Consider the following 13083-nt stretch of genomic DNA (forward strand, 5'->3'; position numbering starts at 1 on the left):
GCTCGCTCCCACAGGGGGTCTTTATCCACCCAAGGAATTGATTCATGCCCTGGACGCCCCCCCTGCACACCCTGCTGTCGCCCATCACCGGCGACGACGGGTCACCCATCGAGCAAGTTCAACTCAAACCGCTGTACTACGCCGCACAGAAAGACGCCCTGGCCCGGGCCGGCGATGACGAAGACGATCAGTTCTTCGAACTGGCCAGGCTGGCCACCGGCTTGTCGGTCAAGGAACTGGACCAGCTCAAGCGCCCGGACTACGTGAGCATCGCCCAGTACGTCCACGAGATGTCGACCCGCCCGGCGTCGTACTTTCTCGAACAGGCCGAGGCTGATATTGCCCCGGACGATCCCGACCAGGTGCAACTGCTGCAACCGATCAGCGTGGCGGGCCGCAGTGTTACGTCGCTGACCCTGGAAATGCCGGTGCTGCGGGCCACCAAAGCGATGAAAAAACTGAAGACGGCCAAGGAACGCGCCGAGTTCATCACCGCCCATTGCACGGGCCTGATGATCCCCGATCTGGGGCTGTTGAGCGTGCCTGACTGGACCCAGCTGCAGGTGCGTATCGACGATTTTTTAAACAAACCGGCGGACTTCTTTCGGAGCGCGACATCGAAGTGATCCTCGATGTGGTGCCGCTCATTTACCAGGTAAGTGAGGCGGACATTCTGGAGTGGGACGCCGGCAAGGCATTGCGCCGTTACGGCATCGCGATCACTCGCCTTGGCGTGAAACAGGAGTAGAGCGGGATGGCGGACAATAGATATTCGCTCAAATACGCGGCCTTCGATGAGAGTGGGTTGGCGTTCGGGAATACCAGCCTGGCCACGGCAGTCACGCGCGTGCCCACACAGGAACCGGGTGGACAGCTGGCTGGCCTCGATCTGGCGCTGGAGCGCGTCGGGCTCAAGCTCAGCCTGCTGACGACGGCCATTGAATCGTTGACCTTGAAACTGTCATCGCTACGGCTGTTGTCCCAATCGGCAGGAGCGGGCGCCAAGAGCGAGCCGGCCAGTGGACAAAAGAGTGCGGGGAGTATCGAGCCCCCCGACCTGCTCAAACCCGCGATAGCCATGGATTCGGCCCTGGCCGATCTGAAGCAGGCGGGCAAGTTCACCCCTCGTCAGACCCAGGAAATGGCCCAGGGCACTCAACGAATCGCCATCGCGCCGCTGATATCGGCTGGTGCAACCCAAGCGGTTGATCTGGTGAGGATTGAAAGCCTGGCGGCCCGGGCAGGCATCGGCGGCGATTTGCCCGACCCTGCGGATCGGCAGTCTGAGCTGCTGCGCTTTGCCAGTGATGTGGGCGTTGCCGCATCGGCCTTCAAGATGCCGGCCATGGAGGTCGCCGAGATGATGCTTGGCTGGCGCACGTCCATGAAGCTCACCGGCGCCCAGGCCTTTGACCTGGCGGATGCGGCCAACCATCTGGGCAAGCTACCGGGTGGGGCGAAACCGGGTGACATCGGCGCCGTCTTGCAGCGTGACGGTGCTGCTGCAACAGCGGCCGGCCTGGCCCCCGCGCAAGCTGCGGCGTTGACGGCGGCGCTGCTCGGCAGCGGTTCGCAAAAGGATGAAGCCGGGGCAGCGCTCAGAGACATCACCACCGTCATGGGTAAAGGTAATCAAACTTCCGTAACCGAGCGGGCGGCCTGGAGACAGCTGGCGCTGGATCCCAAGGCCGTGGCGAGCGGCTTGCGCGACAAGGACACGGCGTCTGGCACCGTGATGTCGGTGCTGGCGGCCGTGAACGCGCAACCTGCCGAGCAACGCACGGCGCTTGCTGCCACGCTCTTTGGCAACAGTGACGAGGCGGTGCTGCGCATGGCGCAGAAACTGGCCGATGTGAACGACGCCTTCGGACAGGTAAACGACAAGGCTCAGTACGCCACCTCGGAGCTGGGCAATAAAGGCTCGGTGCGGCAGGACGCGTGGGCGTCGTCGCAAACCCGGCAGGGCCAGTGGAACAACCTGAACGCACGCAATGACCGAGCGCTGGTGGCTGCCGGAAACGCCCTGGCGCCCACGGAAGAAAGCTCGCTTCAAGGCCTGGGTGCGTTGGCGGACGGCATGGGTGACTTGGCCGAGTCTTCACCCAAAGCCGCTGCGGCGATTGTGCTGGTTGCCGCCGCGATCAAGCCGCTGGTGGGCGCGCTGCTCAAGGCCGTCACGGATGAGCTGAGCAGCCGAGTGGGCAAGCGGGTCGTCGGCGGTGTGGCGAGTCGTCTTCCTGAACGTATGGGCGAGATGATTTCTGAGGACGTCGCAAAGGGTCGAACGGCCAGGCTGGATATCAAGGATGCGACGGTAAACGCCGCGAAGGCCGAGGCCGGGATGGGTTCCGACCCTTCATTGCGCGGGGTGAGCGCCTCAGTCCGCTCATTGACCCGCTTCATTCCCGCCGCTGCCGCGTTAACTGCCGTCCCCGAGGTGGTCGACGGGGTGATGAGCGGCGACGCGCGGAAGGTAGGCGCAGGCCTGGGCGCTGCGGGTGGTGGCTGGGCGGGTGCTGAGGCTGGGGCTATAGCGGGCGCCACGATAGGTACCTTCTTTGGCCCGGGCCTCGGCACGGCCATTGGTGGAGCGCTCGGCGCTGTCGTCGGAGGGTTGGCGGGAGGCTGTCTGGGGAGCGAAACGGGTGCCTGGCTGGGCGAAAAGCTGACTTCGCCCGCGGACACTCTCGCCGCCCCGGAGCAAGTCAGCAAAGACCTGACCAGCACCCAAACCACCAGCCAACAGAACACCATGACCGCAAACATCTACATCAACGGCCAGGACCAGGCCAGTGCCAGCCAGTTGGCCAACCTGGTGGTGCGACAGCTCACCGGCCAATTCGGACTTACCACCATGCCCAACTCACTCGCCATGCGCAGTGACGCGGCCCTGACTGACGGAGTGACGTGATGCGCCAGCAAATGGCACTGGGCGGTTTCATTTTCGGCCTGTCCAGGAACTTTGCGTACCACTCGCTGGTGCGCACCTCGGACGGTGGCTGGAAGAGCATCGACATCCTCACCAGCAAACCCAGGTCCAGCCAGATCGGCCAAGGCCTGCAGGGGCTGACCATCACGGGCAAGTCGATGTACGCCACCGCGATGGATCGGCTCGATGAGTTGCGCGCGCTGCAAGCGCTGCGCGTCCCGGTGCCGTTGGTTGACGGTATCGGTCGCAACTGGGGCCTTTGGCAGATCAGCAAGGTCACGGAAACCCAGACCGAGATCATTGATGATGGCACCGCGATGGTGGTCGGTTGGCTGATTGAATTGACGGAGTTCGCCAATGCGTAGGGTTCGAAGTATCGCCGGTGATTCGGTGAATCTGTTGCTGTATCGCGAGTTGGGGCGCTGTGACGATGCCGCCGAAGAGGCGCTCTGGCAGCTCAATCCGGGGCTGGCGGAATGGGGGCCGGTATTGCCGGCAGAGGTGTGGGTGGTGCTGCCGGAAGTGGATCTGAAACCCGCTGCAGCCACGCCGGTCTCGGCCTGGGACTAAGGAGGCAACATGGCACTGGGTTTTACACCTGCAGTGGAAATTTACGGCGCCAACGCGGTGCTGCTCAATGAGCGATTGCTCGATTGGACGCACGTCGATGCGGCCGGTATCGAGTCCGATCAGCTGACGTTGACGATCAACCTGGAAGGGCTCGATGGCCTGCCCAGCCTGGGCGGGAAAATCGGGCTGCGGGTCGGCTATCTGGAGTCGGGGCTGGTGGACAAGGGCGAGTTCGTCATTTCACGGCTCACGCCGATTCTATTCCCCTTGCGCTTGACGCTGGTGGCCACGGCGGCGCCGTTCAGTGCTTCGGACCCGACCGGCTTCAAGCAGCGTCGATCCGTCAGCCACGGGCCGACGACCCTGGGCGCGTTGTTCCGTCAGCTGGCTTCCCGGCACGGTTTTTCCCCTCGGGTGGCGCCGGAACTGTCGTTGATAAAAATCGAGCACATCGACCAATCCAACGAAACCGACATGGGTTTCCTCACACGCCTGGCCCATCGTTATGACGCCGTCGCCAAGCCGACCAACGAGCTGTACGTGCTCGCCCGGCGCGGCCAGGCCAAATCGTTGTCGGGCAAGGTGCTGCCCGACATCCGGCTGTCGGTGACGACCAACAATCGTCCCGGTGATCACGCCTTTGTCTCGGCCATCTTTGATGAAACCGCCCGGGCGAAATACCAGGGCTGCAAGAGCAGTTGGTGGGATGCAACGGCGGGCAAGGTGCGCGTCGAGGAGAGTGGCATCGCGCCGTTCAAGACCCTTCGCCAGCGTTTCCAAAGTGCCAACGACGCCCGCGCCGCCGCTGAAGGCGAAGTACGCAGAATGCTGCGCGAAGCACTCAAGGTGACGATCGAATGCCCCGGCAACCCGGGGTTATCCGCCGAAGGTATCGTCCTGCTGGACCCCTCCTGGCCGGATTTCATGCGCGGGCGCTGGTCGATCGACAAGGTTACGGCGACGGGTAATCGGGCCACCAGCTACCGCTGCAAACTCCACGCGACCTGCCTGGACGCCCGGGCCTGACGCCCATCACCAAAGTCCACGCTGGCCCTGTGGGCGCGAGCCTGCTCGCGATGAGGCCAGCACAATCAACGAGAACGTCATGCCCATCACCCAAGCGCAACTGCTGCACATCCTCCCTGACGCCGGTGCCAATGTCGGCGTTTTCACCCCCTTCCTGAACGCCGCCATGGGCCGCTATCAGATCATCGGCCCGAAGCGTGTCGCGGCGTTCATTGCCCAGGTGGGTCACGAGTCCGGCCAACTGCGTTATGTGCGAGAACTGGGCAGCGACGCCTACCTGTCGAAATATGATACCGGTCAACTGGCCTTGCGCCTGGGTAATACGCCGGATGCGGACAGTGATGGCCAGAAGTACCGCGGCCGCGGACTGATCCAGTTGACTGGCCGGGTAAATTACCAGGCGTGCGGAGAGGCGTTGGGCCTGGACCTGGTCCATGAGCCCGCGCTGTTGGAACAGCCGCGATGGGCCGCACAGTCGGCGGCCTGGTTCTGGGCAGTCCATGGGCTCAACACGCTGGCTGACGCGGGACACTTCGACACGATCACCCAGCGGATCAACGGTGGCCAGCACGGTGCGGCGGATCGGCGGACCCTGTATGAACGGGCCTTGCAGGTGCTGGAATGAACCCCGGCTGGCTCAGACTGGCCCCAGTATGGAGGCTGGCGCTTTTGCTGGCGGCAGCCGGCGTGGCGTGGAAAGTCCAGGATTGGCGTTACGGCAAGGCGCTGGCAGATCAGGCTCGGTTGCAGGCCGAAACCCTGAGTCGATTGAACGTGGCGGCCGCCGCCTTGCAACAGCAGGAAACAGACAAGCGCCTGGTCCTGACACAACAACTCTCCATCAGCGAGCAAACCCACTACCGAGCCCTGAGCGATGCCCAACGTGACCAGGATCGCCTGCGCGATCGCCTTGCTACTGCCGATGTCCGGCTGTCAGTCCTCCTCGACGCCGACGATGCCTCCTCCGGTTGTGCGCTGCCTGCCCCCGCCAGCACCGGCAGCGTGGATCATGGCGCCCCACGCGCCCGACTTGACCCGGCGCATGCTCAACGAATTATCGGCATCACCGACGAAGGCGACCGGGGATTGATCGCTTTGCAGGCCTGTCAGGCCTACGTCAGGGCGCTGGGTCAGTAATCCGGCAAGCCTTGCAAGCGTCGACTGCTCGTGTACGGTAGGCCCCTATTGCGCCGAATCTGGAGAGTACCGTGGACGAGATTACCGAACTGGCCGCAGAACTGGGCAGGCGCTTGCAGTTGCTCAACGCCCACGTCACTACCGCCGAGTCCTGTACCGGCGGCGGGATTGCCGAGGCGATCACCCGGATTCCGGGGAGTTCGGCCTGGTTCGAGGCCGGTTACGTCACCTACTCCAATCGCCAGAAGACCCAGCAGTTGAATGTACCGGGCGGCTTGTTCGAGACGGTGGGGGCGGTCAGCCGCGAGGTGGTCGAAGCCATGGCCCGCGGCGCCCAGCACAAAAGTCTGGCGCGGTTTGCCGTGGCGGTCAGCGGCGTGGCCGGGCCTGACGGGGGCTCGCCGAACAAACCGGTGGGCACTGTATGGCTGGCCTGGGTCGTTGGCGAGGCGCTGATCAGCGAGCAGCGCTTTTTCCCGGGCAACCGTGAGGAGGTCCGCCGACAAACGGTGAAGGCCGCGCTAGAGGGGCTGTTGCACCATGCCTTGGCAGAAATCTCAAATCAGGGGTAGGCGATCTTCAATCCCTGTGGAATAATACTGGCTACTTATACAGGTGTTGGCCGCCAGGCCTTATTGATTACGTGAGGACTTTAATGGACGACAACAAGAAGAAAGCCTTGGCTGCGGCCTTGGGTCAGATCGAACGTCAATTCGGCAAGGGTGCCGTAATGCGTATGGGCGATCAGGACCGTCAGGCTATTCCTTCCATCTCCACCGGCTCCCTGGGCCTGGACATTGCGCTGGGCATCGGCGGCCTGCCGAAAGGCCGGATCGTTGAGATCTACGGTCCTGAATCTTCCGGTAAAACTACACTGACCTTGTCCGTGATCGCCCAGGCCCAGAAAGCCGGCGCGACCTGCGCCTTCGTCGACGCCGAACACGCCCTGGATCCGGAATATGCCCTCAAACTGGGTGTCAACGTCGACGACCTGCTGGTTTCCCAGCCGGACACCGGTGAGCAGGCCCTGGAAATTACCGACATGCTGGTGCGTTCCAACGCGGTTGACGTGATCATCGTCGACTCCGTGGCGGCCCTGGTGCCAAAGGCTGAAATCGAAGGTGAAATGGGCGACATGCACGTGGGCCTCCAGGCTCGCCTGATGTCCCAGGCCCTGCGCAAGATCACCGGTAACATCAAGAACGCCAACTGCCTGGTGATCTTCATCAACCAGATCCGTATGAAGATCGGCGTGATGTTCGGCAGCCCGGAAACCACCACCGGTGGTAACGCATTGAAGTTCTACGCCTCGGTTCGCCTGGACATCCGCCGCACTGGCGCGGTGAAAGAAGGTGATGAGGTGGTCGGCAGCGAAACCCGCGTCAAGGTGGTGAAGAACAAGGTGGCTTCGCCGTTCCGTCAGGCCGAGTTCCAGATTCTTTACGGCAAGGGCATCTATCTTAACGGTGAGATGATCGACCTGGGTGTGTTGCACGGTTTTGTCGAAAAATCCGGCGCCTGGTACGCCTACAACGGCACCAAGATCGGTCAGGGTAAGGCCAACTCGGCCAAGTTCCTGGCAGATAACCCGGAAGTTGCAGCGGCCCTCGAGAAGCAACTGCGTGACAAGCTGCTGAGCCCGGTGGCTGACGTCAAGGCAGTGGCCAACCGCGAGACCGCTGACGACCTGGCTGACGCTGACCTCTGATCGACTCGATGACCGCCGTACTCGATACCCTCGTCGCGGTGCGGCGAACCGCGATGGACCTGCTCGCCAGGCGCGAGCACGGGCGAGTCGAGCTGACGCGTAAACTGCGTCAGCGCGGTGCTCCCGATGAGTTGATCGACACGGCCCTCGACCGTTTGACGGAAGAGGGCCTGCTGTCGGAATCCCGTTACCTCGAAAGTTTTGTCTCCTACCGTGCTCGCTCCGGGTATGGCCCCTTGCGAATTCGTGAGGAACTGGGCCAACGCGGCTTGCAACGCCCCGATATCGAACTTGCCCTGCGCGAAAGCGGTATCGATTGGCAGGAGCAGCTAACGGACACCTGGCGTCGCAAGTTCTCCGGGCATCTGCCCATCGATGCGCGGGAGCGAGCCAAGCAGGGACGTTTCCTGGCGTATCGAGGGTATTCCATGGAGATGATCAACCGCTTGTTCAGCGGTCGCGGTATGGACGATTAAACTAAAGGCCCGCTATTCGATAGCGGGCCTTTTTTTATGGGTTCAGGTCGCCTTGATCGGTTCCCAGGTGAGGGGTTGGATCTTTTCGGCTGGCTGGGCCCAGTTTTCTGCCAGGTTGATGTAATCCACCAGTTCTCTCAAGCGGCCGTGATTGCGGGCGGTGAAGTTGAATGCCAGTCGCGTCAGGTGGCTGAAGCGGGCTTCGTCGTGGTCTTCGTCGCTGTAGTCATGCTGGTGGAAACAGTCGTTCAGGCACAGGTCGGCAAATTCCGCCTGCATTTGCTGGAGCGCCTGTTCGCTGAGCTTGTGATTCATGCGAATTACAAATTGATGCTTGAGCCAGCGACTGGAGTGGAAGTTGCGATAGAACTGGTTGATTTCTTCCACGGCGTCTTCGGCGTTGTACACCAGGCGTATCAATTTCATGTCCGTGGGCAGGATGTAGCGGTTTGCTTCCAACTGCTCGCGAATGAAATCGAGAGCGCCTTGCCAGAACTTGCCCCCCGGAACATCCAGCAGGACCACCGGTACCAGCGGGCTCTTACCGGTTTGCACCAGCGTCAGAACCTCCAGTGCTTCGTCCAACGTGCCGAAACCGCCCGGGCAGAGCACCAGTGCGTCAGCTTCCTTGACGAAGAACAGTTTGCGGGTGAAGAAAAAGTGGAACGGCAGCAAGTTCGGCGTGCCTTCGACGGTAGGGTTTGCGTGTTGTTCGAAGGGCAGGGTGATATTGAATCCCAGGCTGTAGTCGCGTCCCGCGCCTTCATGAGCCGCGGCCATGATGCCGCCGCCAGCGCCGGTAATGACCATCATGTCCGAGCGGGCCAGCGCTGTCCCCAGTTCCCGGGCCAGGGCGTATAGCGGATGTTCGATGGGTGTTCGGGCCGAGCCGAAGACGGTGACCTTGCGCCGCCCCTTGAACTGTTCGAGGGAGCGGAATGCATGTTCCAGTTCCCGCAGGGCCTGAAGCGTAATCTTGGCATTCCAGCGGTTGTGATCTTCCTGGGCCATACGCAGTACGGTCAGGATCATGTCGCGGTAGATGGGGAGGTTTGGGCTGTTGGGTGAAACCAGGTTGAGTTGTTCTTCGACCTTGCGGGTGAGGTCGTGGCCGTGGTTCTCAAAATGACGACTGAGGAGGTCATTCGGTTTGTAAGGCATTCAACTTCTCCTTCTTGGCAGGACGAATCCTGTTCCTCGTCCCAAACTTCGCTGCGTTGATCATGGCGCTCAAAAGTGACCGTTGGCAACCGCTGGATACATACGCGCGCCGCTCGTCAGATTGCCGGCCAGGCGCACGTTGCTCTGATTTACTGATTATCAAGCGTGGCAATGCAACAGGCGCTCAGGGCTGGGCGCCACGCGATGGATTGAAGGCAGAGCAGGCATGGAGGCAGGAGAGATGAGGGTGACGCTGGAACTCGACAGGCAGTTGTACCTGACGTTGTTGGAATCGGCTCAGGCCAATCGGGTGAGTCTGGAAGAGGAATGCTGTCGCCGACTGGAAGGGCGAACCTGGCGCTCGCGCTATCTACAGGCGCTGGTGGCGGAACTGCGCGCCGATGATGAACAGCGACGCGCGCGTCCGGATTGATTACTTCTTCGTCTTGGCCGGTTTCGGGCAATCCGATTCCTGGAAGCGTTCGGTCGCAACCGGACGGTTGGTCTTAACTTCGGTGAACTCGTAGCGCATCGTCGCGCCCTTGGCCATCAACTTGCGAAAGCCCGGGTTGGTGCACACCGTGGAGCCCAATTGGAAATACACGGCTTTGGGGTCGGCGCGCATTTTCTGAGCGTGGCTGCTTTGCACGCTGAGGTGGTTGATCAGCTCGGTGCCTTCGACGGTGTAACCCTGGTCGAGAATATCTTCGTTGATCGCCCGCGGCGTGCCGACGCTGCTTTCCTTGGCAACGTTCTGCAGCATCTTGTTCAGTTCGAGTTCTTTCAGCGAGGCAGCCTGAGCGCTGAAGGACGTCGCCAGCAGAACGGCAACGGTAGGGACGATAAGGCGCAACATGAAACTCTCCTGGTTCAGTGACTGGTGGTTCGACCCATCACATGACTGTGCGTTCAGTGGCCGGGAATTATAGGGGAGCTCGGGTGGACGGTACAGGCTTGCGCGCTCTGGTAGACTGCCGGCCTTTATTGCCCTGCCGAGTGTTGTTCGTGTCCAGTCCCTTTGTTCGTCGACGTCGCCCACGATGAATCACGCCCCTAACGCCGTCGCCCGCCTGCGCGACCAGCGTATCGACGAAGGCATCAAGCCAATTCAGGCCCGTGGCTGGCGTGCGCCCCGTTGCAGCGCCTGCCGGGTGATCGAGAGCCATTGCCTGTGTGCCTGGCGGCCGAGCGTGGAGACCCGTTCGGGGATCTGCCTGATCATGACCAACAAGGAAGTGTTCAAACCGAGCAATACCGGTTGGCTGATTGCCGACGTGGTGCGTGACAATCATGCGTTCATCTGGTCGCGCACCGAAGTCGACGAGCAACTGCTGGCGCTGCTGAACGACCCGCAATGGCAACCGTACCTGGTGTTTCCTGGCGAATACGTCGAACCCTCCCGGGTGACCCACACGGTTGACCTCGATCAGTCCAGGCGCCCGCTGTTCATTCTGCTGGACGCGACCTGGACGGAGGCGCGCAAGATCTTCCGTAAAAGCCCGTATTTCGACCGGCTGCCGATCCTGAGCCTGATGCCCGACAAGCTGTCGCGCTATCGCTTGCGCCGTTCGACCCGCAGCGAGCATCTGTGCACCGCCGAAGTGGCAGCGTTGTGCCTGGAACTGGCCGGGGACAGCGATGCCGCGTCGGCGCTGGACGCCTATTTCGATGTGTTCAGCCAGCATTACCTGGGTGCCAAACGCCAGCAGGAGGTGAATGTGTCGACCCCGGCTCACGCCGAGCTGCTGCCCTTCATTCAGACTGAGTCAGCGGTGTTGGCCCAATAGTGGCCCATACTCGACACACGGGTGGCCGTGCGGCTTGACCACCCCGGCTTCGCTGGGCATGCTTGGCGCCGACCCGGGTGCGGCCCAAGTTTGAAGCGCTGTGTTTGGCGCCGAACGTGCCCCGCGGATGCTGCTGCATCGGTGGCGTCATGAGTTGTTTTGGTGAGGCGCGAATGCATCGGGCCTGCCATTAAAAACAGGATCATTGAAAAAATGGCCACATACGAAATCCTGATTGCCGATGACCACCCGCTCTTTCGCAGCGCGTTGCATCAGGCAGTGACCCTGGGCCTGGGCCCGGATGTCCGGTTGACGGAGGTGGCCAGTATCGCGGAGCTGGAAGCCCGGCTGACGGAAAAGGCTGATTGGGACCTGGTCCTGCTGGACTTGAACATGCCCGGTGCCTACGGCTTTTCGGGCCTGGTGCTGTTGCGCGGCCAGTACCCGCAGATTCCCGTGGTGATGGTGTCGGCCCAGGAAGAAGCGTCGGTCATGGTCAAGGCCCGCGAGTTCGGGGCCAGTGGGTTCATCCCCAAATCCAGCTCCCTCGAGATGATCCAGAAGGCTGTGAAAGCGGTGCTCGATGGCGATGTGTCCTGGCCGCCTCAGGCGTTCGAAGCTGTGAGCGTGTCCGAAGAAGCCAAGGCCGCCAGCGCGGGCCTGGCCAGCCTGACGCCGCAGCAATTCCGGGTGTTGACCATGGTTTGCGAAGGCCTGCTGAACAAGCAGATTGCCTATGAATTGAACGTATCGGAGGCCACCATCAAGGCCCATGTGACCGCGATCTTTCGCAAGCTGAATGTGCGTACTCGGACCCAGGCGGCCCTGCTGCTGCAACAACTTGAGTCAATTTCACCGCAGTCTTAATGGTCTGGTTCACGCTTTTTTGACCGGATTTGAATTAGCTTCTCCACTCCTTTTCGATCAGTGCCTACTCTATGTCACCTTTCAAAGGCCAAACCGGCCTGAAACGCATCCTCAACGCCTCTGGCTATTCCCTGGACGGGCTGCGCGCCGCGTTTGTCGGTGAAGCGGCGTTCCGTCAATTGGTACTGCTCAATGTCGTCCTGATTCCGTTGTCGTTCTTCCTGAACGTCAGCCGCGTCGAGCAGGCGCTGCTGATTGCCGTCTGCCTGCTGGCATTGATCGTCGAGTTGCTCAACTCGGCGGTGGAAGCAGCCATCGACCGCATCTCCCTGGAGCTGCATCCGTTGTCGAAAAACGCCAAGGACATGGGCAGCGCTGCCCAGCTCGTCGCCCTGACGATGATCGCCTTGGTCTGGGGTGTGGTGCTGCTCTAATCCCTCAGGCAATGGTCGGCAGCACGATTTCGTCGCTGCGCTGGACCCCGGCGGTGAAGGCCCGACACAGCTCGAGGAATTCACGCATGGCCGAGGTCTGGTATTTCTGTTTGTGCCAGATGAAGTAGAACTGGCGCGCCAGGTCCATGTCCGGGGTTTCCACCGCGACCAGGCTGCCGCGCCGGAAGGCATCGCGCAGGGCCAGGCGAGAAATGCAGCCGATGCCCAGGCCGGATTCCACGGCGCGCTTGATGGCTTCGGTGTGCTCCAGTTCCAGGCGGATGTTCAGTGCGCTGCGGTGGTGGCGCATGGCTTGGTCGAAGGTCAGCCGAGTGCCTGAACCCTGTTCCCGCAGAATCCACGCTTGATGGGTCAGTTCCTCCATGCTCGCCTGGCCGCGCTGGGCCAGGGGGTGTTGGGGGGCGCAGAACACCACCAGTTCGTCCTCGACCCAGCTCTGCACCTCAATGTCGGGATGGTTGCAATCGCCTTCGATCAGACCCAGATCAATTTCATAGTGGGCTACCTGGTGCACGATATTGGCTGTGTTCTGCACATGCAGCTTCACTTGGCTTTCCGGATGGCGCTGCATGAAGCCGCCGATCAACAGGGTTGCCAGGTAGTTGCCGATGGTCAATGTGGCGCCAACCGCCAGTGAGCCAAAGCCGGACTTGCCGTTGAGCAGGTCCTCGATCTCCTTGGCCTGGTCCAGCAGCGCCACCGCCTGGGGCAGCAGCTGCTTGCCAAGGGCGTTGAGGCTCAGGCGCTTGCCAGCGCGGTCGAACAATTGGCAGCTTGATTGCCGCTCCAGTTCGGTGATGGAGGTGCTGGCCGCCGACTGCGACAGGTTGAGCAGGCCCGCAGCACGGGACACGCTTTCCTGCTGGGCGACGGCGACGAAGACTTGAAGTTGACGTAGAGTAAATCGCATATCTATATAACCGATAACCCTTATCTTAATAATCCAGTTAACAGATATTGTCGTCGC

Annotated in this window: 17 protein-coding genes; 14 read left to right on the forward strand and 3 right to left on the reverse strand. The window is 61.6% G+C overall.

Going from position 1 to position 13083, the window contains the following annotated elements:
* The first annotated feature begins 44 nt into the window (after positions 1-44).
* The 10 genes from J7E36_RS15565 to recX all read left to right on the forward strand — a co-directional run bounded on the left by J7E36_RS15565 (position 45) and on the right by recX (position 7846).
* Positions 45-626 (forward strand): phage tail assembly protein, encoded by a 582-nt coding sequence (locus tag J7E36_RS15565; protein WP_215004400.1) that lies wholly within the window; start codon positions 45-47, stop codon positions 624-626.
* Between the two features lie 179 nt (positions 627-805).
* Positions 806-2911, forward strand: coding sequence for a phage tail tape measure protein (locus J7E36_RS15570; protein WP_231286392.1), 2106 nt, complete (start codon positions 806-808; stop codon positions 2909-2911).
* On the forward strand, positions 2911-3294 hold the full coding sequence (locus J7E36_RS15575; RefSeq protein ID WP_215004404.1) for a phage tail protein: 384 nt from the start codon (positions 2911-2913) through the stop codon (positions 3292-3294). The genes J7E36_RS15570 and J7E36_RS15575 overlap by 1 nt, the downstream gene beginning before the upstream one ends.
* Positions 3287-3499 carry a tail protein X gene (locus J7E36_RS15580; RefSeq protein ID WP_215004406.1) on the forward strand — a complete coding sequence of 71 codons (213 nt, stop codon included), beginning with the start codon at positions 3287-3289 and terminating at the stop codon, positions 3497-3499. The genes J7E36_RS15575 and J7E36_RS15580 overlap by 8 nt, the downstream gene beginning before the upstream one ends.
* Positions 3500-3508: 9 nt before the next feature.
* The gene (locus J7E36_RS15585; RefSeq protein ID WP_215004408.1) at positions 3509-4525 is read left to right on the forward strand and encodes a contractile injection system protein, VgrG/Pvc8 family; all 1017 of its coding nucleotides are present in this window, start codon (positions 3509-3511) and stop codon (positions 4523-4525) included.
* A gap of 79 nt (positions 4526-4604) precedes the next feature.
* Positions 4605-5150, forward strand: a complete 546-nt coding sequence (locus J7E36_RS15590; protein WP_215004410.1) for a glycoside hydrolase family 19 protein — start codon at positions 4605-4607, stop codon at positions 5148-5150.
* A complete protein-coding gene (locus J7E36_RS15595) occupies positions 5147-5662 on the forward strand; it encodes a lysis system i-spanin subunit Rz (RefSeq protein WP_215004412.1) in 516 nt (171 codons plus the stop codon). The genes J7E36_RS15590 and J7E36_RS15595 overlap by 4 nt, the downstream gene beginning before the upstream one ends.
* Before the next feature lie 71 nt (positions 5663-5733).
* Positions 5734-6234 carry a CinA family protein gene (locus J7E36_RS15600; RefSeq protein ID WP_215004414.1) on the forward strand — a complete coding sequence of 167 codons (501 nt, stop codon included), beginning with the start codon at positions 5734-5736 and terminating at the stop codon, positions 6232-6234.
* 83 nt (positions 6235-6317) lie between these two features.
* Positions 6318-7370 (forward strand): recombinase RecA, encoded by a 1053-nt coding sequence (gene recA, locus J7E36_RS15605; protein WP_215004416.1) that lies wholly within the window; start codon positions 6318-6320, stop codon positions 7368-7370.
* Positions 7371-7378: 8 nt separating this feature from the next.
* Entirely contained in the window at positions 7379-7846 is a 468-nt protein-coding gene (recX, locus tag J7E36_RS15610) for a recombination regulator RecX (protein WP_018607949.1), read from the forward strand.
* Positions 7847-7888: 42 nt separating this feature from the next.
* Here the strand turns inward: recX and J7E36_RS15615 are convergent, their stop codons facing one another.
* Entirely contained in the window at positions 7889-9007 is a 1119-nt protein-coding gene (locus J7E36_RS15615) for a TIGR00730 family Rossman fold protein (RefSeq protein ID WP_215004418.1), read from the reverse strand.
* A gap of 241 nt (positions 9008-9248) precedes the next feature.
* Between J7E36_RS15615 and J7E36_RS15620 the strand changes: the two genes are divergently transcribed.
* Positions 9249-9440 (forward strand): hypothetical protein, encoded by a 192-nt coding sequence (locus tag J7E36_RS15620; RefSeq protein WP_215004420.1) that lies wholly within the window; start codon positions 9249-9251, stop codon positions 9438-9440.
* Here J7E36_RS15620 and J7E36_RS15625 read toward each other — a convergent pair whose 3' ends face one another.
* Complete coding sequence (locus tag J7E36_RS15625; RefSeq protein WP_003198359.1) at positions 9441-9863, reverse strand: quorum-sensing-regulated virulence factor family protein; 423 nt, start codon at positions 9861-9863, stop codon at positions 9441-9443.
* Positions 9864-10047: 184 nt separating this feature from the next.
* Here J7E36_RS15625 and J7E36_RS15630 point away from each other — a divergent pair, with 184 nt between their 5' ends.
* The 3 genes from J7E36_RS15630 (at position 10048) to J7E36_RS15640 (ending at position 12095) form a co-directional block, all read left to right on the forward strand.
* The gene (locus J7E36_RS15630; RefSeq protein WP_215004422.1) at positions 10048-10794 is read left to right on the forward strand and encodes a tRNA-uridine aminocarboxypropyltransferase; all 747 of its coding nucleotides are present in this window, start codon (positions 10048-10050) and stop codon (positions 10792-10794) included.
* Positions 10795-11007: 213 nt separating this feature from the next.
* Complete coding sequence (gene erdR / locus J7E36_RS15635) at positions 11008-11661, forward strand: response regulator transcription factor ErdR (RefSeq protein WP_215004424.1); 654 nt, start codon at positions 11008-11010, stop codon at positions 11659-11661.
* A 71-nt stretch (positions 11662-11732) separates the two neighbouring features.
* Entirely contained in the window at positions 11733-12095 is a 363-nt protein-coding gene (locus J7E36_RS15640) for a diacylglycerol kinase (protein ID WP_063322710.1), read from the forward strand.
* Positions 12096-12099: 4 nt separating this feature from the next.
* Here the strand turns inward: J7E36_RS15640 and J7E36_RS15645 are convergent, their stop codons facing one another.
* A complete protein-coding gene (locus J7E36_RS15645) occupies positions 12100-13026 on the reverse strand; it encodes a LysR family transcriptional regulator (protein WP_215004426.1) in 927 nt (308 codons plus the stop codon).
* Positions 13027-13083 lie beyond the last annotated feature (57 nt).

Origin of the sequence: Pseudomonas fluorescens, assembly GCF_018614775.1 — a bacterium.
GTDB lineage: Bacteria > Pseudomonadota > Gammaproteobacteria > Pseudomonadales > Pseudomonadaceae > Aquipseudomonas > Aquipseudomonas fluorescens_BY.

Excerpts from the sequence above, each read along its gene's own strand:
- J7E36_RS15625 (WP_003198359.1), bottom strand. The coding sequence starts at position 9,863 with ATGTTGCGCCTTATCGTCCCTACCGTTGCCGTTCTGCTGGCGACGTCC.
- J7E36_RS15645 (WP_215004426.1), bottom strand. The coding sequence starts at position 13,026 with ATGCGATTTACTCTACGTCAACTTCAAGTCTTCGTCGCCGTCGCCCAG.
- erdR (WP_215004424.1), top strand. The coding sequence starts at position 11,008 with ATGGCCACATACGAAATCCTGATTGCCGATGACCACCCGCTCTTTCGC.
- J7E36_RS15590 (WP_215004410.1), top strand. The coding sequence starts at position 4,605 with ATGCCCATCACCCAAGCGCAACTGCTGCACATCCTCCCTGACGCCGGT.
- recX (WP_018607949.1), top strand. The coding sequence starts at position 7,379 with ATGACCGCCGTACTCGATACCCTCGTCGCGGTGCGGCGAACCGCGATG.
- J7E36_RS15585 (WP_215004408.1), top strand. The coding sequence starts at position 3,509 with ATGGCACTGGGTTTTACACCTGCAGTGGAAATTTACGGCGCCAACGCG.
- J7E36_RS15630 (WP_215004422.1), top strand. The coding sequence starts at position 10,048 with ATGAATCACGCCCCTAACGCCGTCGCCCGCCTGCGCGACCAGCGTATC.
- J7E36_RS15565 (WP_215004400.1), top strand. The coding sequence starts at position 45 with ATGCCCTGGACGCCCCCCCTGCACACCCTGCTGTCGCCCATCACCGGC.
- J7E36_RS15595 (WP_215004412.1), top strand. The coding sequence starts at position 5,147 with ATGAACCCCGGCTGGCTCAGACTGGCCCCAGTATGGAGGCTGGCGCTT.
- J7E36_RS15620 (WP_215004420.1), top strand. The coding sequence starts at position 9,249 with ATGAGGGTGACGCTGGAACTCGACAGGCAGTTGTACCTGACGTTGTTG.
- J7E36_RS15580 (WP_215004406.1), top strand. The coding sequence starts at position 3,287 with ATGCGTAGGGTTCGAAGTATCGCCGGTGATTCGGTGAATCTGTTGCTG.
- J7E36_RS15640 (WP_063322710.1), top strand. The coding sequence starts at position 11,733 with ATGTCACCTTTCAAAGGCCAAACCGGCCTGAAACGCATCCTCAACGCC.
- J7E36_RS15575 (WP_215004404.1), top strand. The coding sequence starts at position 2,911 with ATGCGCCAGCAAATGGCACTGGGCGGTTTCATTTTCGGCCTGTCCAGG.
- recA (WP_215004416.1), top strand. The coding sequence starts at position 6,318 with ATGGACGACAACAAGAAGAAAGCCTTGGCTGCGGCCTTGGGTCAGATC.
- J7E36_RS15615 (WP_215004418.1), bottom strand. The coding sequence starts at position 9,007 with ATGCCTTACAAACCGAATGACCTCCTCAGTCGTCATTTTGAGAACCAC.